The organism is Streptomyces sp. SJL17-4, from assembly GCF_036826855.1.
Taxonomy (GTDB): domain Bacteria; phylum Actinomycetota; class Actinomycetes; order Streptomycetales; family Streptomycetaceae; genus Streptomyces.
Window position 1 is genome coordinate 3,739,931 of sequence record NZ_CP104578.1, and the last position, 24,912, is coordinate 3,764,842.

Consider the following 24,912-nt stretch of genomic DNA (forward strand, 5'->3'; position numbering starts at 1 on the left):
GATCATGAGTCCAACCGGGTGCGGCGACTGCCGCATCCGGTTGTTCTTGGGGGGAATCCACCGCTATGAAGCACCGCATATCCGGCCGCCGGCTCGCCGCCGCGGTCCTCACCCTCTCCACCGTGACCGCGGTCACCGGCACCCTCGTCACGGCCCCGGCCATGGCCGCGCCCGCAGCCGTCGCCGCGGGGGCGCAGGACGCGCAGGACGTGGTGCTCACGATCCCGGCCGACGCCGAGATCGTGAGCACCGGCACCCAGGGCTTCCTCACGTCCCGGAAGGACGTGTCCGGCGAAACCGTCCTGGAATGGCGGAAGTTCGACGGCAGCCCGGTGGAGGTCATCCCCGGCACGGAGGCGCTGAGCAGCAACTCCGACGTCGTCGTGGTGCGGGACGGCGCCCAGTTCTCCTTCCGCGACATGGCCGCGCCCAGCTACTCCGCCTGGTCGATCAACCTCGTCCAGGTCCTCGGCACCACCGACTACACGTTCGCCGGCCTGACCGGGACCACGATCTGGGCGACGAAGCCCGACGGCCGCGGCGACCCGGAGCTGCACCGCATCACCCGCCTGAACGGCGTCCTCGTCAACCGGATGGTGACGAACTACACGGGCGAGAAGTCCTACCGGGTCCTCGCCCACTCCGGCGCGGACGCGTTCGGTCTCGCCCACAGGGGCCTGGGCGACCACATCACGTACCACCGCTTCCTGGCCAGGCTCGACGCCAACGACCAGTGGCAGACCAGAATCGACTACGCGGGCTACTCCGGGCCGGGCGCGACCGCCGGAATCACCCCGAAGTACATGGCGTGGACCGAACACCCGGGCAGCTCCACCGACATCAAGTGGTACGACCGCGAGAACCCCAGCGCCGGCGTGCGGCGGCTCAGCCAGGTCGCCGGCCAGTCCACCGTGATCGCCGGCATCGTCGGCGACTCGGTGGTGTACGGCGAGCGGGGCGGCCTCACCGCGACCCAGCCGGACGGAAAGGACGCCCTGATCGGGCGCTCCGTCTCCGGTGCGGCGTACCACCTCCTCGACTACTTCACCTCGACGACCGTCGCGCCGGACGGCAGCCTGCTCGTGCGCGGCGGCTCGGTGGAGGAGGGCGACGGCCTGTTCCGGATCTCCGACTCCGGTGGCACCCCGGTCGTCACGAAGGTCGCGGGCACGGACCGGCCCGTCGGCATCCAGGTCGTCGAGACGTCCGTCCCCGATGTGGCGCAGCTCGACAAGAACAGCGGCACGGTGACGCTGGCGTGGACCCTGTCCCGCCCCAACGCCTCCATCGACCTCACCTTCACCCACATATACACGGGCAAGAAGTTCACCCAGCGCATCTCCGCGCCGACCTCCGGCAACCGCTTCAGCTACACCTGGAACGGGCTCATCGGCGGTGTCAGCGCGCCCAACGGCAGCTATGCCGTGAACGCGGACGTGACGTCGCTCAACGGCTTCGGCCACACCTCCACGGGCGCGTACTTCGACGTGAGGCGCGCGGCGAACCCGCACGACTTCAACGACAACGGCTCGACCGACGTCCTCGCCCGCGACGCCTCGGGCGTGCTGTGGCGCGACGACCTCCTCGACTGGCCGACCGGCACCCAGGTCCGCACCGCCCAGCGGACGAAGGTCGGCCCGGGGTGGGGGACGTACAAGCAGATCGAGGCCGTCGGCAACATCGCGGGCAGCGCGACCGGCGACCTGGTCGCCCTCGACAGCACGGGCGTGCTCTGGCACTACCAGGGCAAGGGCGACGGCGGCTTCGCCACCCGCGTGCGGATCGGCTCCGGCTGGGGCGGCTACACCAGGCTCACCGGCGGCTCCGACCTCAACGGCGACGGCCGTTCCGACCTCCTCGCCACGGACGGCGCCGGCTCCCTCTGGTTCTACAAGGGCACCGGCAGCACCACGGCCCCGTTCGCCGGGCGCGTGAAGGTCGGCGGCGGCTGGGGCGCGTACAACCAGCTCACCGCCGTCGGCAACATCGCCGGCTCGGCCGCGGGCGACCTGGTCGCCCGGGACACCACCGGTGTCCTCTGGCTCTACCAGGGCAACGGCGCGGGCAACTTCGCCACCCGCGTGCGGATCGGCAGCGGCTGGGGCGGCTTCTCCCAGCTGGTGGGCGCGGGCGACGTGACGAACGACGGACGGCCGGACCTGATCGCGTACGGGGCGGGCGGGACGTACGTGTACCGCTCGACGGGGTCGGTGACGGCCCCGTTCGTCCGCATGACGACGAACCTGTACGCGGGCGAGGGGACGAAGTTCAACTCGGTCGCCTGACCCGGACGAGTGAGCAACACCGGGGGTACGCCGAACGAACAGCGGGCGTACAACCGTTCGGGCTTCTCGTGAGTCTGGTACGGGCACGTTGGATCACCAACGTGCCCGTATCCCTGGGGGGAATCCGCTGTGAACCACGCACACACGCCCCGGCGACATCTCGCCGCCGCCGTCACGGCCGTACTCACGCTGACCGTGGGCACACTGGCCGCGCCCACCGTGGCGACGGCCGCGCCGGACACGAGCCCGGTGGCGGGCGTGGCAGCGGCAACCGACGTCGCGGTGCCGTACGGGCCGGGTGACAGCCTCTGGGGCCTGGGCCGGACCGGCTTCCTGAGCTGGGACGCCTCCGATCCGAACATCGCCCGCTGGACCCGCTTCGCCGACGGGAAGGCGACGGCGTTCCCGTACGGGCACACTCTGTTCGGCTCCCTCGACTCGGACATCGTGGTCGACGAATCGCAGGGCGTCAGCACGCTCCGGGACATGGCCGCGGACGGCAAGGAGCTGCTCGCGGTCGACCCGGCCGGTGCCGGCCTCGCCGGGCAGTACGCCGGGGCGGTCCGCTCGACCCTGTTCGTGTCGACCGTCGACGGCGGGGGCAGGGCCCTCCACCTCTACGAGCCCGGAGCGGGGACGCCGACGAAGCGGACGGTGACCGGTCTTCCGGCGGACGTCACGCGGGTGTTCGCCCAAGCCGTGGCGGGCGACACCGTCCTCCTCTCGTACGAGACCCCGGACCGCCACCACTGGGCGCTCCTGGACCTGAAGACCGCCGCCGTCACCAGCAAGCGCACCATCGCGGGCCGGAGCAGCCGTCCCGCCGTCTCCGCCACGCACGTCGCCTGGACCGAGTACAACGCGAACGGTGTCGCGACCGTGCACGTCCTGGAGCGGGCGGCGGGCGGCAGGCTCCAGCGCTTCCCGATGGCCGAGGCGGGCAACGTCGCCGTCGGCCTGGTCGGCACGTGGGTCACGTACTCGCGCCCCGGCGGTCTGCTCGACCACCCGGCGAGCCCCCTGCACGCCCTGACGGCCCGCAATCTGACCGACGGCACCACCCGCAAGCTCCTCGACCACACGGTGTCGGCCATCGACGCACCCGGTGACGCGATCGGCTTCGTCGGTGGCACGGTGGCAGGCGGCGAGGGCCTCTACCGGATCAGCCCGGGGACCGGCGGCGTACCCGTCGCCACACTGCTCGCCGCGACGGGCGGACAGACCAAGGTCGCGCTGCTCGGTCACAACGTCCCGGCGGTGGTGGACCTCGACCGCAACGGCGGCCGGCTCGCCATGGCGTGGCGGCTGAACCGGAACAACGTGTCGATGTCCGTCACCATCCGCAACACCCGTACCGGGGAGTCCCGTACGGACAGCGTCCTGCCGTCCACCCTCGGCGAGGACGAGCCCCCGATGCGCTTCACCTGGCAGGGTGAACTCGGCTGGAACGGCTCCGCCGACCCGTGGACCGGCGCGTCCGCCGGGCCGTACACCTGGCAGATCACGGCGAAGCCGCTCAACGGCATCGGCCCGGAGCTGAAGACGTCCGGGTCGTTCACGGTGACCCGCAAGCCCGGTCTGCACGACTACGACGCCGACGGCTCGCCGGACGTGTTCCTGCGGGACTCCACCGGCCGGCTGTGGATGGCCGAGACGTTCCCCTCGCTCTACTGGGACCAGCTCGATCAGCACCCCGGCCTGCTCGTCGGCCCCGGGTGGAACACGTACGACCGGATCGAGGCGGCCGGGAACCTCGCCGGCTCCGCCGTGAGCGACGTCGTGGCCCGGGACCGGGCGGGTGTGCTCTGGCTGTACCAGGGCACCGGGAACGCCAAGGCGCCGCTCGCCACCCGGGTCAGGATCGGCGACGGCTGGAGCACGTACACCCAGCTCACCGGCGGAAGCGACCTGACCGGCGACGGCCGCTCGGACCTGGTCGCCACCGACAGGGCCGGCGTCCTGTGGCTGTACAAGGGCACGGGCTCGCGCACCGCCCCGTTCGCCGCGCGCAAGAGGATCGGCGGCGGGTGGGGCGGCTACAACCAGCTCACCGCCACCGGCAACCTCGCCGGCGGGGCCGCCGGAGACCTCGTCGCCCGCGACCGGGCCGGTGTCCTGTGGCTGTACCTCGGCAAGGGCGACGGCACCTTCGCCGCCCGTACGAGGATCGGCGCGGGCTGGAGCTCGTACCAGCACCTCCTCGGCATCGGCGACGCGAACAGGGACGGCCGACCGGACCTGTACACCTCTGCCACGCCCGACGGCCACAGCTTGTCGCTCTACAAGGGCACGGGGGCCTGGAGGCAGCCGTTCGGGCCCGCGCGGGGGGTCAACGCCCTCAGCTGGCTCGACGATCCGCACTTCACCCTGTTCGTCTGACTCAGTTACTCCACCACCGTGTTCTGAGGCGACAGCGGGACGGTCGCCCAGACCGTCTTGCCGACGCAGCGGTCCTTGACGCCCCACGTGGTGGCGAGGGCGGCCACGAGCATCAGCCCGTAGCCGCCCTCGTCGGACTTCCCGCCCGGCTGCGGGCGGCGCTCGCCCCGCGCGTCGGACACCTCGATCCGTACGTGGTCATCGCCGAGCCACATCCGGACCTCGAAGTCCCGCCCCGGCACGCGGCCGTGCAAGGCGGCATTGCCGGCGAGCTCGGCGACGACCACCTCGGCGGCCTCGGCGCCGAGCCCGGTCACGCCCCAGTCGTGGAGCTGGTGCACGGCGAACAGCCGGGCCAGCCGCGCGCCCCGGCGCGTGGCCGAGAGCCGGAGCGTGAACTCACCGGTTGGGGTGGAGGTTTCAGACTTCATGCCCCAGAGCCTGGCGGTCGCGCCCTACCCTGAACAGCAGCGACGCGACGACGCTGAGTCACTGTACGGGTGCGCCAAGAGGGCGGTACGGATGTCGGGGAACAAGGAGGAGCGGCCGGAACGGCCCTCCGAGGTGGACGGTACGGCGCACTTGTTCCGTGCGCTCGGGAAGATCATCAAGGTGCTGCGGCGGAACGCGGGCCTGAGCCAGGCGGAACTGGCGGAGATCACGCATTGCAGCGAGGACTTGGTGTCCTCGATCGAGCGGGGCGTCCGGACGCCACAGCCGGACTTCCTGCATCGGGCCGACCCGGCAGTACGGGCGGGCGGGGTGCTGGTGGCGGCGGTGGAGGACGTACGGGAGGTGCTGACGCGGGCGCGCGTACGGCACCCGGACTGGTTCCAGGACTTCGCGAAGGCGGAGGCCGAGGCGGTGGCGCTGCACTACTACGAGGTGCAGGCGGTGCCGGGAATCCTGCAGACCCCCGCCTACGCCGAGTCCGTCTTCCGCCACCGTCGCCCGCTGTACGACGAGTCGACGATCGAGAAGCGCCTGGCGGACCGCCTGGCGCGCCAGGCGATCTTCGACAAGTGGCCTGCGCCGACGATGAGCTTCGTCGTGGAGGAGTCGGTGCTGCGCCGCCCGCTGGGCGGCCGGGAGGCGTTCCGGGAGCAGCTGCGACACATCGGCAAAGCGGCCCGCATGCGGACCGTGCACTTCCAGATCATGCCGACCGACCGCGAGGAACACCCCGCGCTGGAAGGGGCATTCACCCTTCTCACTCCCAAGGGGCGGCGAGAGGTCGCGTACATCGAGAGCTACCGGCACGCCCGTCTGATCACCGACCCGGAGGAGGTCCGCATGTACACCGAGCGCTATGGGATCATCCGGGCGCAGGCACTCACGCCCCAAGAGTCCCTGGAGTTGATCGAGAAGATGCTGGGAGAGCTATGAGCACCGCAGATCTGGCCTGGTTCAAGAGCAGCTACAGCGGCGGCGAAGGCGGCAACTGCATCGAAGTCGCGTACGACTGGCGCAAGTCCAGCTACAGCGGCGGCGAAGGCGGCGAGTGCGTCGAGGTCGCCGCTCACGCCACCGCCATCCACATCCGCGACTCCAAGAACCCCGACGGCCCGCAGCTCGCCGTCGCCCCGGCGGCCTGGGCCGCGTTCGTGGGTACGGCATCGGGGGCGTGACCAGCGGCGTATGCCATGAGCACAGAAGCCGAGGCTGGGGAACCAACCCAGTGATCTTCACCGTTGCCCCGGCATGAACTCCATTCAGAAGAACCCCGACGTCCTGCGATACACCGCCTTCTCCGACGATCCCGAGGGAGGCAATCCCGCCGGAATCGTTCTCGACGCCACGGGCCTCAGCGGCGAGGAGATGCTGGCGATCGCCGCCGAAGTCGGCTACAGCGAGAGCGCGTTCCTGACGGCGCCGCCCGAGGGGGCGGACTCCGGCGCGTCGGAGTCCGGGCGCGCGTACACGATCCGCTACTTCAGCCCCAAGGCGGAGGTGCCCTTCTGCGGTCACGCCACCGTCGCGACGGCCGTGGCCCTCGGCGAGCGCGTCGGCCCCGGCGACCTGGTGTTCACCACGCAGGCCGGGACCGTGCCGGTCACCGTGACGCGCGAGGGCGGGGTGCTGCGGGCCACGCTCACGAGCGTCGAGCCGCACATCGAGGAGATCGCGGCCGACGACCTGGCAGAGGCACTCGCCGCGCTCGACTGGCCGGCCGACGACCTCGATCCCGCCCTGCCTCCCCGCATCGCCTTCGCGGGCGCCCGCCATCTGGTCATCGCCGCCGCGAGCCGAGAGCGCCTGGCCCGCCTGGCGTACGACTTCGCCCGGCTGGAGGCCCTGATGCACCGGCTCGACCTGACGACGCTGCAGCTGGTCTGGCGCGCCTCTGCGGACGTCTTCCACGTCCGCGCCCCGTTCCCGGTGGGCGGTGTGGTCGAGGACCCGGCGACCGGGGCGGCGGCCGCCGCCTTCGGCGCGTACGCCCGTGAACTCGGACTCGTGCCCGAGGCGACGGTTCTCACCCTCCACCAGGGGGAGGACATGGGACGCCCCGGCGTCCTGACGGTGGAACTGCGGGCGGGCGACCGGCGGATCAGGGTCGGCGGCGCAGGGACCCGCATCCCGGCCTGACCCGAACGACAGGCCTAGGCCGTCTTCCCCGACTCGGATTCGACGAACTGGCGCAGCTCGTCTCGCGGGTCGGGGCCCTGGCCCTTGCGCCAGATCCGGTTCGCCGACTCCCCCCTCGGGATTCCGTCAAGAAGCATGTCGCGCATCTCGGAGACGGCCGCCCGCTGCGCGGCTTCGCTGCGCCGGCGACTGTCCTCGCTCCCATCGTCGGCGGCGAGGACTTCGACCAGCCGGCGCTCCCAGTCATCCACGTTTTCCCATATGCGCATCTCCAAATTGCCGGAGCCCGCGTGCTGAAGGCCAACCAGAACCCACCCCTGCGCCTCCGTCAGGGGCTTGCTCGCCGAAACCCACCGGGTCACCAATTCGGCGGCCTTGAGGGCCAGTTCCGCGTCTTCTCGCGATTCCGTCATGCGCCGGACCTTACCCCATTATCGTCAATCTGACAGTAACGCTGCCGGGCCCAAGGCAAGGACAAGGCGATGGAGTCGATCACGACCGTTCTCCCGGCGGAGTTCTGGACCGTCCGGTACGAGGGCTCGCGCTTCCCGGGCTCCGCCGCCGTGGCCGCCCGCCCCGGCCTCACAGGGGGCGCCAACTGCCAGTTGTTCGCGTACGAGGTGCTCAGACACTTCGGCCTGACGCCCCCGGACCTGCGCTCCTCCGAACTCTGGACCGACACGGAGGCCACGGTCCACGTGCCGGTCGCGCAGCCCCTCGACCTGGTCCTGTTCAACTCCACGCCCAGCGCGTACGGGGCTCACGTCGGCGTCCACGTCGGGGACGACGCGATCCTCCACCTCTGCGCGGAGCTCGGCCGCCCAGCGGTGTGGACGGCGGCGGACTTCGCCGCACGAGAGCGCTACGCCGTCCGACTCGGCGCCAAGAGGGTCCTGCCCCGCCCGAGGGCAGCCCGGGGCGCGAGTGAAACTCCGCATTACTCGGAGTAAAGAACCTCCACGAGGGTCGAATTGACCCCTCAGGGCCGAGTTACCGCGAGAAACCTCCCCTCGACCGCACCCCACCACCCACCCAGGCGGACCAGCGGGGCCGGAAGCCCCGCCCAAAGGCCCGCGGTCGGCCGCCAAGCCGGAGCCGGGCCGCCCCATTCAACAACCGCGCACCCCGAACCGGCCGACGGGAGCCCACCCACCCGCCGCGAACAAAGCCCCCACCCACCGGCCGGCACACGCCGCGCCGCCCCGGCCACTGCCCGAGGCTCAGGCGTAGGCCTCGGCCCTCGGCCGCCCTCCGAGTGTGAAAAGGCGGCCTCCGCCGCCGGGTCAAGGGTGGGCGAAGCCCATCGCGCAGCGACGCGACGAAGGAGCGCCCTTGACGCGGTGGTGGAGGCCGCCACACTCGGAAAGAGGGCGGCCGCACCCGCACTCCATCCGAAACCCCCGCCCCAGAAACCTCACCCACACCCACACCCACACCCGCACCCGCACCCCACTACCCCGCCCGTACCATCTCCCCCGTGACCAGCGAAAAGTTCGTTCTCTTCGATGTCGACGGCACTCTTATGGACGCCGTCGCCAACCAGCGTCGCGTCTGGCACGAGTGGGCCGCGCGGTACGGGCTCGACGGGGACGAGGTGTACGCCGTCGCGCTCCGGACGCGGCCGGTCGAGACGTTCGCCGCCGTGGTCCCGGGGCAGGACCCGGGCGAGTGCCTCGCCCTGCTCCACGAGCTGGAGGACGAGGACGTCCGTACCGGCTCCTACGCGGCCTTCGACGGAGCCGCCGAGCTGCTGAACGCGCTGCCGGCGGACCGGTGGGCGCTGGTGACGTCGAACTACGAGCACCGGGTGCGGGGACGGTTCGAGCGGACCGGCCTTCCGATGCCGGGGCTGATCGTGGACGCGGCCTCGGTGACCGAGGGGAAGCCGTCACCGGCCCCGTACCTGCTCGCCGCCGAGAAGCTCGGCGCGGACCCGGGGGACTGCCTGGTGATCGAGGACGCGCCGTCCGGGGTCCGTTCCGGCCTGGCGGCCGGGATGACGGTCTGGACGGTCAACACCGAGACCCCGCACCCCGAGGCCCACCGACACTTCCGGTCCCTGGCGGAGGCCGCGCCCCACATCCTGGGTTCCGGCGCCGGTCACCCGGAGCCCATGATGCGGGCATGAAGATTCCCGACCGACGAATCGAACTGTTCACCGCCTCCGCCTCCAGCACCGCCTCCGCCTCCGGCACCGGCACCCGCACCACCCCCGGCACCGACAGCGCGAGCCGGTTCAGCAGCCCCGCGACCGGCGACGAGAAGACCATGCTGGTGGCCATACTGGCCGCCCAGCGGGCCACCTTGCAGCTGAAGTGCTCCGGCCTAGAGGCGGAGTTGGCCGTTCGGTCCGTGCCCCCGTCGTCCCTTTCCCTGCTCGGCCTCGTCCGGCACCTCGCCGACGTGGAACGCCGCTGGTTCCGGGCGGTGCTCGCCGGGCACGACGTCGAGCTGCGCTTCTCCTCCGCCGAGGCGCCCGAGGGCGACTTCGACGGCTCCGCCCCCGACCCCGAGACCGTCGCGGAGTCCTGGGCCGCCTGGGACGCCGAAGTCGCCTTCGCGGAATCCTTCGCCGCCGAGGCTCCGCACCTCGATGTCGAGGGGCACGACGCGTGGCGGGGGGCGGTCTCCCTGCGCTGGGTGCTCATCCACATGATCGAGGAGTACGCCCGTCACAACGGCCACGCCGACCTGATCCGCGAACGGATCGACGGAGCGGTCGGACTGTGAGCCCCGGGGGCGCCCCCGGGGCGCCGGCCCGGAAGCTGCACAGAAGGGCGCGACTTGAACATGTTCAAACTCCGTGCCAGGGTACGACGTGGGTTCCTGAGTCCAGAGTCCAGAGTCCACAGGTCGCGACGCACGCGACCCCCGGAACCCGCTAGGGGTGGAGTGTGTTGCGTTACCGTCCTACCGCGCTGGTCCTGCTCGCCATGGCCCTCGCCCTCACGGCCTGCGGCAGGCTTTACGACCTGCCGCCGCCCGAAGGCGAACCGCTCGAACTGAAGCGGGCCGAACTCGCGACCACGTGGACCGATTTCCAGGACGGCACCCTCACGCTGAAGCAGGACGGGACGTTCGTCGCCGACAACGTCTGCATCGCCTTCGGCTGGGAAGAGGATCTGACCCAGTCCGGAAAAGGCACCTGGGAACAGAGCACCTACAAGAAGCAGAGCTTCCTCACCATCACCTTCGACACCGCGCACCCCGAAACGGGAGAGCGGGAGCCCGATTCCTTCGCCCTCATAAGGACACGCAGTGAACTGAAGCTCTGGGCCGCCGTCGGCGATCCGGACCACGATCACCCCCACTGCATCCTGATCAGACCGGCGAACTGACCCCGCCACCGCGCGGCCGGGCGACCCCTCTGGACGCCCAACTGGCGTCTCCCTCACGTAACCTGAGAAACATTCAGATCTCAGAAGTGCTCGGCTACTGTGTGGCTCATGCAGGGGGAACTGGAAAACAACTCAAAGTCGGACAGTCTGGACGGCAGTGGGGCCATGCCGCTGGAACCGGGTGATCCCCGGCAGATCGGCGCGTTCAGGCTGCTCGGGGTCCTCGGGTCCGGTGGGATGGGGCGGGTCTATCTCGGTGCCGTGCCGGGGAAGTTCGCCGCAGTGAAGCGGGTTCTTCCCGTGCTCGCCGAAGACGCCGACTTCCTCAGCCACTTCGGCCACGAGCTCGACAACCTCTCCCGGCTCCCCGCCGGTGCCAACACCAAGTTGCTCGCCAGCGACCGCACGGCCAAGCCGCCGTGGTTCGCCACCGAGTACATCCCGGGCATCACCCTCAACGAGGCCATCCGGCTGCACGGCGGCCCCCTCCCCGGCCCCGCCCTCTGGCGGCTCCTCCGCGAGGCCGCCGCCGGGCTCGGGGTCGTCCACGGCGCCGACATGGTGCACCGCGACCTCAAGCCCTCCAACGTCATGCTCACCTCCTCCGGCCTCTCCCTCATCGACTTCGGCGTCGCCCGCGCCGCCGACCAGAGCCGTCTCACCAAGACCGGCATGGTCATCGGCACCCCCGCCTACATGGCCCCCGAGCAGGCCGTCGCCGACCGCCAACTCACCGGCGCCGCCGATGTCTTCGCCCTCGGCAGCCTCCTCCTCTACGCGGCGAACGGACGCCCTCCCTTCGGCGACGGCTCCGGCCCCGACCTGCTCTACCGCGTCGTCCACGCCGAGCCCGAGTTCGGCCGGCTCACCGAGACGGAGCCCGAGCTCGCCGACCTCATCCGGACCTGTCTCGCCAAGGCCCCGGGGGACCGCCCCACGGCCGCCGAGCTCGTCGAGCGCGCAACCGAGCACATCGCCCAGCGCACCGCCGAGCGCGCCGCCGCGCAGGCCGCCGAGCGCGCCCATGACCCCGCCGACGACCACGCCGCAGGCGCCGCCCTCTGGCCCTCCGCCGTCGGTGAACGCATAGCCGAGCGGGCCGCCTTCGCCGCCGAGCCGCCCACCGCCGAGCATCTGGCGGAGCTCGCGAAGGCCGAGTCCGCCGAATCCGCCGAAGCCGCCGAGGACGCCGAGGACGCCAAGTCCGCCAAGGACGTCGCCACCGCCTCCCTCACCCCGCAGGCGGGCTCGAAGGAGCCCGCGACCGCCTCGCCCGATCCCCTCGCCGTCACCGGCTCCGCCGTCCGTGGCCCGCGCGAGAAGCGGCGCAACCGCTTCGTCATGCTCGCCGTGCCGGTCGTCGTGGCCACCGGCACCACCCTGACCGTCGCCCTTGGCCCGTACGAGATCGGCCGCCTCGGCGCCTCCCCGGGCCCCTCCTCCTCGGCACCGTCCGGCGTGGCCTCGCAGCCGGCGAACGTACCGCCGGGGTCGACCACTCCCGGCTCTCCGTCCGGCAAGACCCCGCCCGGCTCCAAGCCGCCGTCGTCCAAGCCGCCGGGCGGCACCTCACCCGGCGCACCGCCCCCGTCCGCCAACGGCGGTGCCGGTGGCGACGTGGGCGGCACCGGCACCCAGCCCGGGGGCAGCGGCTCCGGCTCCGGCAGTGGTTCCGGCTCCGGCTCCGGCGGCGGGTCCACATCAGACCCGTCCGGCGGCGGCGACGGTGACGGCGGCGGCTCCAACCCCACCACCCCCTCCGGTGGCGGCACCACGACCCGTCCCGCCCCCCGCCCCACGACCACGAAGCCGGCGCCCCCGCCGTCCACCGGCGGCGGCTCGTCGACCTCGGGGACGTACTCCCTGCAGAACGTCTCCAGCGGCGAGTGCCTGGCGGAGAACGACGCGGGCTACGCCCTCCTGGTCGACACGTACGAGTGCGGCTCCAAGCCCACGAACGGCGGCTACCTCGCCTACTCCTGGACCTACTCCCCCGGTGCGAACGGCACCTTCCGCCTCATCGCCAAGGTCTCCGGGAAGTGCCTGGCCCGGTCGAGCTCCACCGTCGCCGTCGCCGCCTGCGACGGAACCGCTGCCCAGTCCTGGAAGGTCGGCACTTCGACGTCCGCCGGGCGGACCATCCAGAACGTGGAGAACGGCTGGTGCCTGATCCCCGGACCGCCGTTCACGATGACGTACACCTGCAACCCGGGGGACCGCGCGCACCTCTGGCGGAACATCTCAGCCCGCTGAACGCGGCACCCCGAACACGGGGACGGTGACGCCCCCGCCCCCGCCCCCGCCCCCGTCGCCCTCCCTCCGGAAAGCGACCTCCAGCTCCATCCCGATCCGGAGGTCGCCCTCCGGCACTCCCACGACCTCCGTCATCATGCGCGGCCCCTCCGCCAGGTCCACGACCGCCGCCACGTACGGGACGCGCTCGCCGAAGGGCGGGAGGTCGTTCCGGTGGACGACCGACCAGGTGTAGAGGGTGGCCCGGCCGCTCGCCCGCTCCCAGGTCACGTCCTCGCTCCAGCAGTGCGGGCAGAACTCGCGCGGGTAGTGGTGGACGCGGTCGCAGGCCGCGCAGCGGCGCAGAAGGAGGCGGCCTTCGCTCGCCGCGTCCCAGTACGGGCGGGTGAAGACGTCGATGTCGGGGTCGGCGGCCGTCACAGGAACAGTCCGATCGCCGCGTCGAGGGACCAGGTCTGCCAGGACATGGCGAGGAGGGCGACGAGGGAGATGAGCGCCATCATCGCGTTCTGCCCCTGCTCGGCCCAGTCGTGGATCATGAGGACGAGGTAGAGAAGGTTGAGGAGCAGGCCGCCGATCAGGGCGACCGGGGTCAGGAAGCCGACCACCAGGCCGAGCCCGAGGGCCAGTTCGGCGTAGACGACGACGTACGCCATGAGCTTGGGGCGCGGTGCGACGACCGTCTCGAAGCCCTTCCTGACCGGCGGCCACTTGTGCTTGCCCGCCACGTCGGCGGCCCAGGCGATGCCCGTGCCGCGCTCGAACCAGCCCTTCCTGTCCTTGTGGCGCCAGCTCTCCAGCCACCACAGGCCGAGGCCGATGCGGAGGACGGCGAGCCATTCGGCGCCGGTGAGCCAGACGGTCTGCATGCGCGCGCTCCCTCTCCCGGGACACACTGGATCTGACGGTACGTCAGTTCAGCGCAGCCCCGCCTCTCGCGCAAGGGGCGGGCCCTCCTCGATCCAGGGCGCCGGTCGGCGTGACCGATTCGCAACCGAAATCCCTCTTGACCGAGACCCACAGCGTGTACACGTCATTACGCTCAGCCTTCATGGCCACCACCCCCCTTGCACTCTCTTCACAGGCTGACCACCCCGTGTACGTCATCGGCGCGGGCCCCGGCGGGCTCGCCGTCGCCGCCGCCCTGCGCGCGCGGGGCGTCCGGGCGGTCGTCCTGGAGAAGTCCGACGCCGTCGGCGCCTCATGGCGCGCCCACTACGACCGGCTGCGGCTGCACACCACCCGGCGGCTCTCCGCCCTCCCCGGACTCGCGATACCCCGCTCCTTCGGACGCTGGGTCGCCCGCGCGGACGTGGTGCGCTACCTGGAGAAATACGCGGAGAAGCACGAGCTGGAGATCGTGACGGGCGTCGAGGTCTTCCGTATCGACCGGGCCGGGGCCGACTGGGTCCTGCACGCGACCGGCGGGCGCCGGCTCACCGGGCGGGCGGTCGTCGTGGCCACCGGCTACAACCACACCCCGCGCCTGCCCGACTGGCCCGGCCGCGACGCGTACAAGGGCCGGCTCGACCACGCCCGGACCTACCGCAACCCGGAGCCGTACGCCGGGAAGGACGTCCTCGTCGTCGGCATCGGCAACACCGGTGCCGAGATCGCCGCCGACCTCGCCGACGGCGGAGCCGGCCGGGTGCGGCTCGCCGTGCGGACCGTCCCGCACATCGTGAAGCGCACCACCGCCGGCTGGCCCGCGCAGCGCTCCGGCATCCTGGTCCGCCGCCTGCCGACCGGTCTCGTCGACCGGCTGGGCGCCCTCGCGGCCCGGGTCGGGACGCCGGACCTCTCGGCGTACGGGCTCCCCCGGCCCGACAAGGGCCTCGCCACACGCCAGCGCGAGGGTGCGATTCCGGTGCAGGACGTGGGCCTGGTCGACGCGGTGCGGGCGGGGAAGGTCGAGGTCGTCGCGGCCGTGGAGGCCTTCGAGGACGGCGAGGTGCTCCTCGCGGACGGCACCCGGATCACCCCGGACGCGGTGATCGCGGCGACCGGCTACCGGCGCGCCCTGGAGTCGCTCGTCGGGCATCTGGACGTGCTCGACGGGCGCGGGCATCCGGTGGTGCACGGGGCGCGCTGCCCGTCCGGGGCGCCGGGGCTGTACTTCACGGGGTTCACGAACCCGATCAGCGGGATGTTCCGCGAGCTGGCGATCGACGCGGAGAAGATCGCCCGGCGGATCTCTCGGCGGAAGGCGCGGTGACCCGACGGGGATCGTGCGGCTGATCGCCCGCCGGATCGCGCGGTGACCCGACGGGAATCGTGCGCCAGATCGCCCGCCAGATCGCGCGGTGACCCGACGGGGATCGTGCGCCAGATCGCCCGCCGGATCGCGCCGTGACCTCACCCAGACACACCGGCGGCGGCCCCCCACTGGTCCCGGGGACGGGATCAGAACGTGGTGATGCCCTTCCAGCCCCGGCCGATCTGCACCCGGGACTTCAGGCCGCCCTTGCCGTCGCCGTCGTAGCGCCACAGGGCGCCGGCGGTGTCGGTGGCGATGGTGTCGGGCACGCCGTCGCCCGTCAGGTCGCCCGCACCCGTCAGGTGCAGGGTCTTCCAGCCCTGGCCGATCTTGGATCGGGCGCCCCGCTCGTAGCGGTAGAGGTCCCCGGCCGGGGTCTGCCCGAGGTAGCTCTGGTAGCCGCCCGCCGTGACCGCGCCGACGCCCGTCAGGCGGTAGCCGGTGTAGCCGTGGCCGGTCTTCTGGCGGGTCTGCAGGCCGCCGCGGCCGTTGCCCGCGTACTGCCAGAGGGCGCCCGAGGGGTCGGTGGCCAGGACGTCCGGGAAGCCGTCGCCCGTCAGGTCGCCCACTCCGGTGAGCCTGAGATCCTTCCAGCCGGTGCCGATCTTCACCTTCGCCGCGAAACGGCCGTCCGCTGTCCCGTCGAGCCGCCAGAGGACGCCGGCGGCGTCCTGTGCGAGGGCGTCGGGGCGGCCGTCGGCGTTGAGGTCTCCGGCGGCGGTGAGGCGGTAGCCCTTCCAGCCCCAGCCGATCTTCACCCGGGGCTTGAGGGCGCCCGTTCCGTTGCCGTCGTAGCGCCAGAGGACGCCCTCGCCGTCCAGGGCCAGGACGTCGGCGCGGCCGTCGCCGGTGTAGTCGCGGCGGAAGGTGCCGTGGGGGTTCCAGCCGCGCGGGGTGACCCAGGAGAGGTCGGAGGCGGTGGTGTCGGGGGCCGAGAGGATCTTGGGGGTGCTGCCGGGAGCGGTGGCGCTGCTGACGGTCGCCTGCTGCTCCGTGCCCCCGGAGATGTACGCGACCTGGGAGCCGTCCGGGGACCACTCGGGGAACATGACGTTCTTCCCCTTGGAGAGGGAGTACTCGCTGCCGCTGCTCAGGACGCGGGCGCGGACGTCCACCGCGCCGTCGACATAGGCCGCGAAGGTGATCCGCTCGGCGTTCGGCGAGAACGTCGGGTGCAGGCCGTAGGTGACGAGCTTCGGGGCGCCGCCCACACGCGGGTCCCAGATCTGGACGGTGCTGCCGCGCAGGAAGGTGATGCGCCCGTCCCAGGCCACGTCGACCTGACCGTCCCAGGTCCGCTCGGGGGAGGCGAAGACGTAGCCGAGGCCGGTGCCGTCGAGGTTGACCCGCATGATGCGCAGGCGGTCGTGGCCCGGCTTGACACCGAAGCTCAGGTAGAGCTGTTTGCCGTCAGGGGTCCAGTCGAGGCCGGTGAGCCAGCCGTCCGGCTCATCGATGTCCATGCGGACGGGGCGCGCGTTGCGGCCGTCGGCGTCGGCGACCCAGATGTCGCCGTAGCCGTCGTTGTTGATGAAGGCGATGCGCAGGCCGTCGGGCGAGTAGGTGACGCCGCTGATCTGGGCCCTCGTCAGGCCCGGGCCGCTGGGTACGAGTGTGCGCCGGTCGGTGCCGTCGGCGTTGACCGTGACGATGGTGCTGTGGCGGACGCCGTCGACGTCCTTGTACTCGGTGAAGACCACGCGGGGCTTCGGCGCACTCCCGGCGGCCTGGGCCGGTGCCGTCGTGACCGCGGTGAGCGCGGCGGAGGAGGCGAGGACGGCCAGGGCGGATCCGAGGGCGCGGCGGCGCCCCCGGATGCGGGTGGAACGGGTCAAGTGGTCCCCCAGAACGAACGGATGTCGTCGGACGCGGTCGGTCACGTCGTCCGGGAGTACGACGGTCCGCCCTGTCGAAGGGTTGTACGCCGTCGCGGTATCCGTTCTGCCGGCCGCACAGCCGCCCCTCTCGCACACCCACCGCCGCACAGCCGCACCCTCACACCTATTCCTGACTGGCCGTCAGTTCTGTAATCTGACTGGGCGTCAGCTGTATACGGATGGGTGAAGGGCGGGCGGAACACATGCTTGGATCGACTCACGGCACCTTCACCACCGATCTCCGCGCCCGCGTGGTCGCCTGCGGGGAGTCGCCCCGCACCGCCGTGCACGGCGTCGCCGCCGCCCCCGGCGACCAGGACGTCAGCGGGCGCCCGCTGCACGCCGCCGTGCCCGACCTCGACCGGTTCTTCCGGCCCGAGTCCGTCGCCGTCGTCGGTGCCTCCGACGCCGAGGGCCGGCCCAACACCGGGATCACCCGGCAGCTGCTCGCCTGGTCCGAGCGGGTCGGCGCCCGGCTCGTGCCCGTGCACCCGACCCGTAGGACCGTCTTCGGGATCGACTGCGTGCCCTCCGTCGGCGCGCTCACCGAACCCGTCGACCTGGCCGTCCTCCTCGTCGCCGACCCGCTCCCCGTCATCGAGGAACTCGCCCGGACCAAGGTGAAGTTCGCGGTCGCCTTCGCCTCCGGCTTCGCCGAGACCGGCGAGGCCGGGGCCGCCGCGCAGGAACGTCTCGCCACCGCCGTACGCCGCTCCGGACTCCGCCTCCTCGGCCCCAACACCAACCTCAACGCCTTCGAGCGCTTCCGCGAGGACCTCGAAGGCCCCGCCGTCGCCCTCATCACCCAGTCCGGCCACCAGGGGCGGCCCGTCTTCACCCTCCAGGAGCTCGGCGTCCGCCTCTCCCACTGGGCGCCCACCGGCAACGAGGCCGACCTGGAGACCTCCGACTTCATCTCGTACTTCGCCGGACGGCCCGAGGTCGGCGCGATCGCCTGTTACGTCGAGGGCCTCAAGGACGGCCGTTCCTTCCTCCTCGCCGCCGACCGGGCCGCCCGCCACGGCGTCCCCGTCGTCGCCGTGAAGGTCGGCCGCACCGAGACCGGGGCCCGTACGGCCGCCTCCCACACCGGCAAGCTCACCGGCGCCGACCAGGTCGTCGACGCGGCCATGCGCCAGTTCGGGGTGATCCGGGTCGACGGGCTCGACCAGCTCCAGGACACCGCGACCCTGCTCGCCCGCGCCCGCCGCCCGCAGGCCGACGGCGTCGTCGTCTACTCCATCTCCGGCGGTACGGGCGCCCACTTCGCCGACCTGGCCACCGAGGCGGGCCTCCGGCTGCCCACCCTGCCGCAGGCCAGGCAGGACGAACTCCACCAGTGGATCCCGGAGTACCTGAGCGTCGCCAACCCCGTCGACAACGGTGGTCACCCGGTGGGCGACTGGCGCGGCCGGAAGATCATCGACGCGATCCTCGCCGACCCGTCGGTGGGCGTGCTGATCTGTCCGATCACCGGGCCGTTCCCGCCCATGAGCGACAAGCTCGCCCAGGACCTGGTCGACGCGGCGGAGGCTACGGACAAGCTGGTGTGCGTGGTGTGGGGGTCCCCGGTCGGTACGGAGGACGCCTACCGCACGACCCTGCTCGGCTCCTCGCGCGTCGCCACCTTCCGTACGTTCGCCAACTGCATCGGGGCCGTGAAGGCCTACCTCGACCACCACCGCTTCACCACCGCCTACCGCTCCCCCTTCGACGAGGCCCCCCGCACCCCCTCCCCCTCCCTCCGCAAGGCCCAGGCCCTCATGCGGCCCGGCCGGCGGCTCAGCGAGCACGCGGCGAAGCAGCTCCTGCGGGCCTACGGGATACGGGTGCCGCGCGAGCAGCTCGTCACCAGCGCGGCGGCGGCCGTCCGGGCCGCCGGGCTCGTCGGCTACCCGGTCGTCATGAAGGCCTCGGGCGCGCAGCTCGCCCACAAGACCGAACTGGGCCTCGTGAAGGTCGGGCTGACCTCCGCGAGCCAGGTCAGGGACGCCTACCGCGAACTCACCGACATCGCCCGCTTCGAGTCGATCGACCTCGACGGGATCCTCGTCTGCCAGATGGTCGGGCGCGGCGTCGAGATGGTGGTGGGCGTGACCCGCGACGAGCTGTTCGGCCCGACGGTGACGGTCGGGCTCGGCGGGGTCCTGGTGGAGGTCCTCGACGACACGGCCGTACGGGTCCCGCCCTTCGGGGAGTACGAGGCGCGGTCGATGCTCGCCGAACTGCGCGGCCGGGCCCTGCTCGACGGGGTACGGGGGGCTCCGCCGGCCGACGTGGACGCGCTCGTCGAGGTGGTGCTGCGGGTCCAGCGGATGGCCCTGGAACTCGACGGCGACCTCGCCGAGCTCGACATCAACCCGCTGATGGTGCTGCCGCGCGGGCAAGGGGCCGTGGCCCTGGACGCGCTCGCGGTCTGCCGCTGAGGAGATCAGGCTTCATGTCCGATGTGCTGCACGCCGTCGAGAACGGCGTCTCGTGGATCACCCTCAACCGCCCCGAGGCGATGAACGCGGTCACCTGGGACCAGCGGGAACGCATCATGGCCCTGCTCGACGAGGCCTCCGCGGACCCGGACGTCCGGGCGGTGGTGGTGACGGCGACGGGCCGGGGCTTCTGCGCGGGGGCGGACCTGCGGGGCGCGCCGGCCGTCCCGGAGACCGTCCCCGGGGACGTGGCGCGCACGATCCGGCGCGGGGCGCAGCGCTTCATCGGAGCCGTACTGGACTGCGAGAAGCCGGTGATCGCGGCGGTGAACGGGACGGCGGCGGGGATCGGCGCGCACCTCGCCTTCGCCTGCGACCTGGTGCTCGCGGCGGACTCGGCGCGCTTCATCGAGGTGTTCGTACGGCGGGGCCTGGTTCCGGACGGCGGCGGGGCGTATCTCCTCCCCCGGCTGATCGGGCCGCAGCGGGCGAAGGAGCTGATGTTCTTCGGGGACGCGGTGTCGGCGGCGGAGGCGCGTGAGCTGGGCCTGGTGAACCGGGTGGTCCCGGCGGAGGAGCTGCCGAAGACGGCCCGGGAGTGGGCGGAACGCCTGGCCCAGGGCCCGACGCGGGCCCTGGCGCTGACGAAGCAGCTGGTGAACGCGTCGCTGGATGGGGACCGTGGCGCCGCCTTCGCGGCGGAGGCGGCGGCGCAGGAGATCAACATGACGACGAGGGACGCGAAGGAGGGGGTGGCGAGCTTCGTGGAGCGGCGGGAGGCGCGGTACGGGGGGCGGTAGCGGAGGCTGTCGTACCGGAGCCCTATCGTGTGTCGCGCATATGCCACACACTGCCGCTCCGGGGGGAACGGAATGCCCAACTCCGCGCGCTCGCGCGATGGATCCGAAGGATCTGGAAGATCCGGTAGATCCCGTAGATCTGGTAGATCCGATAGATCTGGAAGATCCCGTACGTCACTTCTGCTCGTCCCGGCGCTGCTGACGGCGCTCCTGAGCCCGCTGCTCCCTGCGGGCACGGCCCTGGCGGCGACGCCGGTGCCGACGGCTCCGGTGAGCGCGGCTCCGGCCCAGGACCCGGCGACACCGCAGCCGGACCCGACGGAACCCGCGCCCGAGCCGTCCGCGACGACGGACCCGCCGCCCGAGCCGACGCCGACGCCGACCGTCGATCCGTCGCCGAACCCGACGGAACCCGCGGAACCGACCGCCGAGCCGACGCCGAACCCGACGGATTCCACGGAACCGACCGCCGAGCCGACGCCGAACCCGACGGATTCCACGGAACCCACCGTCGAGCCGACGCCCAGCACGGAGCCCACCGCCGACCCCTGCCCCGTCCTGCCGCTCGCCCCGCTGGGCGACCCGGGCGACGCGATGCGACGGGTCACGATGGAGCCGAACAGCACCCTCTGCTTCACGGTCACCGTGGAGAAGCCGGGGCTGCACCGGGTGCTCGTGGCCGGTGGTGTCCCCTCCCTCTCGTTCTCCTCCGGCGGAACGCGGGTCGCCTGTTTTTCGCTGGACATGAGCCCCTGCGAGCTGGCCGCCGGCACATACACGCTCGGCCTCGCCACCTCCGGCTACCGCCTCTCCGACACCCGGCTCGCCGTCGTCCCGCTGATGGCGGGCCCCGGCTGCCCGGACCCCGCCGACAGCGGCTTCGGTACGGCCCCGACGACCGGCACCGCCAACGAAGTCGGCCTGCTCTGCCACTCCTTCACCTCCGCGCCGGGCGAGCTGATCACCACGGAGCTCCGGCCCCAGGCGGGCTCGCCCGCCAACGTCGACGCGTGGGTCACCGACGGCACGGGCAAGCGGCTCTGCAGTGTCGGCTACGACTGCGTGCTGCCCGCGGGGACCGGCGAATACCGCGTCCTCGCGCACCTCAACCCCTCGGCCGGCTCCTACCCCGTCCCGTACACCCTGAAGGTCCGGCAGGTCTCCCACCCCGTGGGCTGCGCGACCGTGGGCGTGAACGCCTACGGCACGGCGCCGACGCAGGTCTCGCCGCCGACCGAGTGCAAGACGTTCACTCCGGCCACGACCGGCCGGTACGAGGTACGGGCGATCCAGCCGTCCGGCGTCAGCGGCTCGCTCACGGTGTACGCGCCCGGCGGCCGTATCTGCGAGTACGTGACCTCCTGCCAGCTCGTCGCGGGCATCACGTACACCCTGATCACCGACCAGGCCGTGCGGATCCTCGACTGGAGGTCCGCCGCCGAGGGCTGCGAGAACGTACCGCTCGGGCAGCCCCACCGGGCCGGGATCGGCGCGCCCGCCGAGGTCGACTGCGTGAACCTGCCGGCGCCTCAGGGCTCCCGGGTGGCCATCCTGACGGCCCCCGAGGAAAACGGCGTGAAGCCCGACATCTCGGTGATCGACGCCACCGGCGCCCTGCTCTGCTGGACCGAGGAGTCGCTGTCCTCGGGCACCTGCGCCCTCAACGGCACCGCCCCCTACAGCGCTCTGGTGAAGAGCGGACACCAGGGCGAGGCCACCGGCGGCTACGGTCTCACCGTCCACCGCACGGACGTGGCCAGCGACTGCCGCACCTTCCCGGCGGGCGACTTCACCGCGCATCCGGCCCGGGTCACCGTGCGGACCGGCGACGGCGTCTTCGGCGACTGTCTGACGATTCCGGCGGCCGACCACTCCACTCGCGAGCTGATCAGGGTCGAGAGCCTCCACTCCCTCGGCTTCAGCGTGCTCGACGAGACCGGCAGGAGGGTCTGCGGCGCCAACCAGGAGGACTGCGCTCTGGCGCCCGGACTCTCGCACACGGTCCTCGTCTCCGGCAGCCTCGGCGGCACACCCGTCGAGCACACGCTGGTCCGCCGGGACGTCACCGCCACCGCGCGCGGCTGTGTCGCCACCCCGGCCGCGAAGGTCGGCGCCCCGTCGGTCTCCGGCGCCCTGGCCGAGGACGGCACCCTCGTGTGCCACCGGGTGACCACGACGGACGCGCGGGACACCCTGCACCTCGACGCCCGGTACACGACGGCGGGGCACGCGACCGGACACGGGGTCTACGACGCGCAGGGCAGAGCCGCGTGTGAGGACTTCGGCGCCGGCTGCGCCGTCTCCGGCTCCACGGGCTACCAGGCGATCGTCGAGGTCGGGTCCGGTGGCGCCACCACCCCCGCCTACCGCCTCGACGCCGTCCGCATCGGCACGGCCACCGGGCCCGCGCCGGAGTGCGTACGGATCCCGGACGTCACGTACGGCTTCGGGCCGCTCGTCGGCACGCTGTCCGAGCAGAGGTCCACGCTCTGCGCGGTGCTGCCGACCGCGACGAACGACGTACTGAAGCTCTCGTTCGCCCCCGTGCAGGAGCTCCGCAAGTCGCCCACGCCCCGGCTGTACGGCGCGGCCCGCTCGGATCTCTGCTACGGGAGCTGGCGCGGGTACTACGACTGCCAGGTGCCCGGCGAGAGCTACGAGTACGTGGCCCGGCCGACCACCCTCCTGATCGGGCTGCCGTCGGTTCCCCCGCAGGCGCCCACCGAGGTGCGTGCCTCGGCGGTCTGCTCGCCCACCTGCGGCACCGTGACCCGGACCGTCACCGCCGTGAGCCCCGGCACCGTCGGCGCCGGGAGGATCACGATGACGGTCACCGGTGCGGCGCTGCACGAGAAGGACGTCGTCGAGGTGTCCGGTGGCAGCTTCCGCGCCCGGTCGACGACGGTCTCCGTCGCTCCCGACCGGCGGAGCATGAGCGTCGCTCTGGACCTGACGAGCGCGCCGCGCACCGCGCTGAACCTGAACGTGGTCACCCACGACGGCTACACGTACGCGCGCGGCAGGGTCACCGTCGTCGCCCCCATCCGCGCCACCGCCGCCCCCGGCATCACCGGCACCGTCGTCGTCGGCGGCAAGGTGACGGCGAAGGCCGGGACCTGGACGCCGACGGCCGAGTCGTACGCGTACCAGTGGCGGGCCAACGGGGTCGCGATCGCTGGGGCCACGGCCTCCACGTACACGATCCCCGCCACGCTCCAGGGCAAGCAGCTCTCCCTGGCGGTGACGGCCCGGAAGGCCGGTCATCCGCTGGTCACGGCGACGAGTTCCGCCCTGGTCGTCAAGGGCGTCGCACCCAAGCCCACCAAGCTGCCGTACGTCTCCGGCTCCACGCGCGTGGGCAACAGGATGACGGCCGTGGTCGGCACCTGGTCGCCCGCGCCGACCTCGTACGCCTACCAGTGGCGGGCGAACGGCGTGGCGATCTCCGGCGCGACCGGGTCGACGTACGTCATCGGCGGCGCCGTCGCCGGGAAGAAGCTCTCGGTGACCGTGACGGCCCACCGCACCGGGCACCTGAGCGGGGCGTACACGACCGTCGGGTACACCTCCGCGTACGGGTACGCGCCGAAGGCGACCACGGCGCCCTACACCACCGGCACGGTCAGGGTCGGGCGGACGCTCAGCCTGAACCGGGGCACGTGGACTCCGGCGCCGACCTCGTACGCGTACCAGTGGTACGCGAACGGGCGGGCCATCACCGGGGCGACGAAGACGACGTTCACGCTGACCGCGGCCCAGCGGGGGACCCGGATCACCGTCAAGGTGACCGCCCACCGGACCGGGCACGCCTCGGGTGTCGCCTGGACCCGGGCGACGGCGGCCGTCGCCGGCTGATCCCCTCGCGGTACGAAGGAGCCCCCGGGGCGGCGGTCGGTCCGTCGCCCCGGGGGCTCTCGCGTGCGGGGGCCGCCGTGTGCGGGGGCTCCGTGTGCGGGGCTTCCGTGTGCGGGGCTCCGTGTGCGGGGCTTCCGTGTGCGGGGGCTCCGTGTGCGGGGCTTCCGTGTGCGGGGCTCCCGGGGGTTCCTATCTGACGAACCGTCAGCTTCAATGGGCGGTGTGATGGGACACGCGGGGATGGCGGCCACCGTCGTCCGACACCTGAGAGCGGCCGGTTCGCCGACGGCCGTGGAACCACTGCCCCGGCCGGTACTGCGCGCGGTACGGGAGGACGAGCGACCACCCGTCGACCCGGCCGAATTCCGCCGCGTCCTCGGTCACTTCGCGAGCGGGGTCACGATCGTGACCGCGCTCGACGCGGAAGGGCCGGCCGGGTTCGCCTGCCAGTCCTTCGCCTCCCTCTCCCTCGACCCGCCCCTGGTCGCCTTCATGGTCGCCCGTACGTCGACGACCTGGCCCCGGATCGCGGGCGCGGGCACCTTCTGCGTCAACATCCTCGGGGCCGACCAGGGCCCGCTGTGCCGGTCGTTCGCGGTCAGCGGGGCGGACAAGTTCGCGGGCGTCGACTGGACCCCGGCCCCGGTCACGGGCTCCCCCCGACTCGCCGACGCGCCCGCCTGGATCGACTGCGCGATCACCGCCGTGCACACCGGGGGCGACCATCTGATCGTGGTGGGGCGGGTGGAGTCGCTGGGGGCCGAGGAGGAGGACGGTGATCCGTCGCCGTTGCTGTTCCACCGGGGGAAGTTCGGGCGGCTGAGCTCGTAGTCCCGATCCCGGGGCCGATCCC

General features: G+C 72.3%; 20 protein-coding genes. 15 read left to right on the top strand and 5 right to left on the bottom strand.

Annotated elements, in window-relative coordinates; translation table 11 throughout:
- Positions 1-65 precede the first annotated feature (65 nt).
- Together N5875_RS16540 and N5875_RS16545 are read left to right on the top strand one after the other, a co-directional pair.
- Positions 66-2,285: a VCBS repeat-containing protein gene (locus N5875_RS16540; protein ID WP_338494495.1), complete on the top strand. Its 2,220-nt coding sequence runs from the start codon at positions 66-68 to the stop codon at positions 2,283-2,285.
- A 129-nt stretch (positions 2,286-2,414) separates the two neighbouring features.
- Positions 2,415-4,664, top strand: a complete 2,250-nt coding sequence (locus N5875_RS16545) for a VCBS repeat-containing protein (protein ID WP_338494496.1) — start codon at positions 2,415-2,417, stop codon at positions 4,662-4,664.
- Between the two features lie 5 nt (positions 4,665-4,669).
- Here the strand turns inward: N5875_RS16545 and N5875_RS16550 are convergent, their stop codons facing one another.
- Positions 4,670-5,095, bottom strand: a complete 426-nt coding sequence (locus tag N5875_RS16550; RefSeq protein WP_338494498.1) for an ATP-binding protein — start codon at positions 5,093-5,095, stop codon at positions 4,670-4,672.
- 91 nt (positions 5,096-5,186) lie between these two features.
- Between N5875_RS16550 and N5875_RS16555 the strand changes: the two genes are divergently transcribed.
- The 3 genes from N5875_RS16555 (at position 5,187) to N5875_RS16565 (ending at position 7,253) form a co-directional block, all read left to right on the top strand.
- Complete coding sequence (locus tag N5875_RS16555; RefSeq protein ID WP_338494499.1) at positions 5,187-6,050, top strand: helix-turn-helix transcriptional regulator; 864 nt, start codon at positions 5,187-5,189, stop codon at positions 6,048-6,050.
- A complete protein-coding gene (locus N5875_RS16560) occupies positions 6,047-6,292 on the top strand; it encodes a DUF397 domain-containing protein (protein WP_318212368.1) in 246 nt (81 codons plus the stop codon). Before N5875_RS16555 ends, N5875_RS16560 begins: the two co-directional genes overlap by 4 nt.
- Positions 6,293-6,365: 73 nt before the next feature.
- A complete protein-coding gene (locus N5875_RS16565) occupies positions 6,366-7,253 on the top strand; it encodes a PhzF family phenazine biosynthesis isomerase (protein ID WP_338494502.1) in 888 nt (295 codons plus the stop codon).
- Positions 7,254-7,267: 14 nt separating this feature from the next.
- Here the strand turns inward: N5875_RS16565 and N5875_RS16570 are convergent, their stop codons facing one another.
- Positions 7,268-7,666 carry a hypothetical protein gene (locus N5875_RS16570; protein WP_318212366.1) on the bottom strand — a complete coding sequence of 133 codons (399 nt, stop codon included), beginning with the start codon at positions 7,664-7,666 and terminating at the stop codon, positions 7,268-7,270.
- A 69-nt stretch (positions 7,667-7,735) separates the two neighbouring features.
- On the opposite strand from N5875_RS16570, the gene N5875_RS16575 reads away from it, so the two are divergent.
- The 5 genes from N5875_RS16575 (at position 7,736) to N5875_RS16595 (ending at position 12,844) form a co-directional block, all read left to right on the top strand.
- The gene (locus N5875_RS16575) at positions 7,736-8,203 is read left to right on the top strand and encodes a hydrolase (protein ID WP_338494504.1); all 468 of its coding nucleotides are present in this window, start codon (positions 7,736-7,738) and stop codon (positions 8,201-8,203) included.
- Positions 8,204-8,730: 527 nt separating this feature from the next.
- On the top strand, positions 8,731-9,381 hold the full coding sequence (locus tag N5875_RS16580) for an HAD-IA family hydrolase (protein WP_338494506.1): 651 nt from the start codon (positions 8,731-8,733) through the stop codon (positions 9,379-9,381).
- Positions 9,378-9,983 carry a DinB family protein gene (locus N5875_RS16585; RefSeq protein WP_338494508.1) on the top strand — a complete coding sequence of 202 codons (606 nt, stop codon included), beginning with the start codon at positions 9,378-9,380 and terminating at the stop codon, positions 9,981-9,983. Before N5875_RS16580 ends, N5875_RS16585 begins: the two co-directional genes overlap by 4 nt.
- 203 nt (positions 9,984-10,186) lie before the next feature.
- Positions 10,187-10,591 (top strand): hypothetical protein, encoded by a 405-nt coding sequence (locus N5875_RS16590; RefSeq protein ID WP_318212362.1) that lies wholly within the window; start codon positions 10,187-10,189, stop codon positions 10,589-10,591.
- A gap of 165 nt (positions 10,592-10,756) precedes the next feature.
- Positions 10,757-12,844, top strand: coding sequence for a protein kinase (locus N5875_RS16595; protein ID WP_318212361.1), 2,088 nt, complete (start codon positions 10,757-10,759; stop codon positions 12,842-12,844).
- Here N5875_RS16595 and N5875_RS16600 read toward each other — a convergent pair.
- Both N5875_RS16600 and N5875_RS16605 read right to left on the bottom strand, forming a co-directional pair.
- On the bottom strand, positions 12,833-13,264 hold the full coding sequence (locus N5875_RS16600; RefSeq protein ID WP_318212360.1) for a Zn-ribbon domain-containing OB-fold protein: 432 nt from the start codon (positions 13,262-13,264) through the stop codon (positions 12,833-12,835). The two genes, N5875_RS16595 and N5875_RS16600, sit on opposite strands and share 12 nt — an antisense overlap.
- Complete coding sequence (locus N5875_RS16605; RefSeq protein ID WP_318212359.1) at positions 13,261-13,713, bottom strand: DoxX family membrane protein; 453 nt, start codon at positions 13,711-13,713, stop codon at positions 13,261-13,263. Before N5875_RS16605 ends, N5875_RS16600 begins: the two co-directional genes overlap by 4 nt.
- A gap of 182 nt (positions 13,714-13,895) precedes the next feature.
- On the opposite strand from N5875_RS16605, the gene N5875_RS16610 reads away from it, so the two are divergent.
- Entirely contained in the window at positions 13,896-15,059 is a 1,164-nt protein-coding gene (locus N5875_RS16610) for an NAD(P)/FAD-dependent oxidoreductase (RefSeq protein ID WP_338494513.1), read from the top strand.
- A gap of 188 nt (positions 15,060-15,247) precedes the next feature.
- Here the strand turns inward: N5875_RS16610 and N5875_RS16615 are convergent, their stop codons facing one another.
- Entirely contained in the window at positions 15,248-16,936 is a 1,689-nt protein-coding gene (locus N5875_RS16615) for an FG-GAP-like repeat-containing protein (protein ID WP_338494515.1), read from the bottom strand.
- Between the two features lie 245 nt (positions 16,937-17,181).
- Between N5875_RS16615 and N5875_RS16620 the strand changes: the two genes are divergently transcribed.
- From N5875_RS16620 to N5875_RS16635, 4 genes are all read left to right on the top strand, one after another.
- Positions 17,182-19,404 carry an acetate--CoA ligase family protein gene (locus N5875_RS16620; protein ID WP_318212356.1) on the top strand — a complete coding sequence of 741 codons (2,223 nt, stop codon included), beginning with the start codon at positions 17,182-17,184 and terminating at the stop codon, positions 19,402-19,404.
- A 14-nt stretch (positions 19,405-19,418) separates the two neighbouring features.
- Entirely contained in the window at positions 19,419-20,204 is a 786-nt protein-coding gene (locus N5875_RS16625; RefSeq protein ID WP_338494518.1) for an enoyl-CoA hydratase-related protein, read from the top strand.
- A gap of 270 nt (positions 20,205-20,474) precedes the next feature.
- Positions 20,475-24,059: a hypothetical protein gene (locus N5875_RS16630; protein ID WP_338494520.1), complete on the top strand. Its 3,585-nt coding sequence runs from the start codon at positions 20,475-20,477 to the stop codon at positions 24,057-24,059.
- Between the two features lie 213 nt (positions 24,060-24,272).
- The gene (locus N5875_RS16635) at positions 24,273-24,890 is read left to right on the top strand and encodes a flavin reductase family protein (RefSeq protein WP_338494522.1); all 618 of its coding nucleotides are present in this window, start codon (positions 24,273-24,275) and stop codon (positions 24,888-24,890) included.
- Positions 24,891-24,912: the final 22 nt, after the last annotated feature.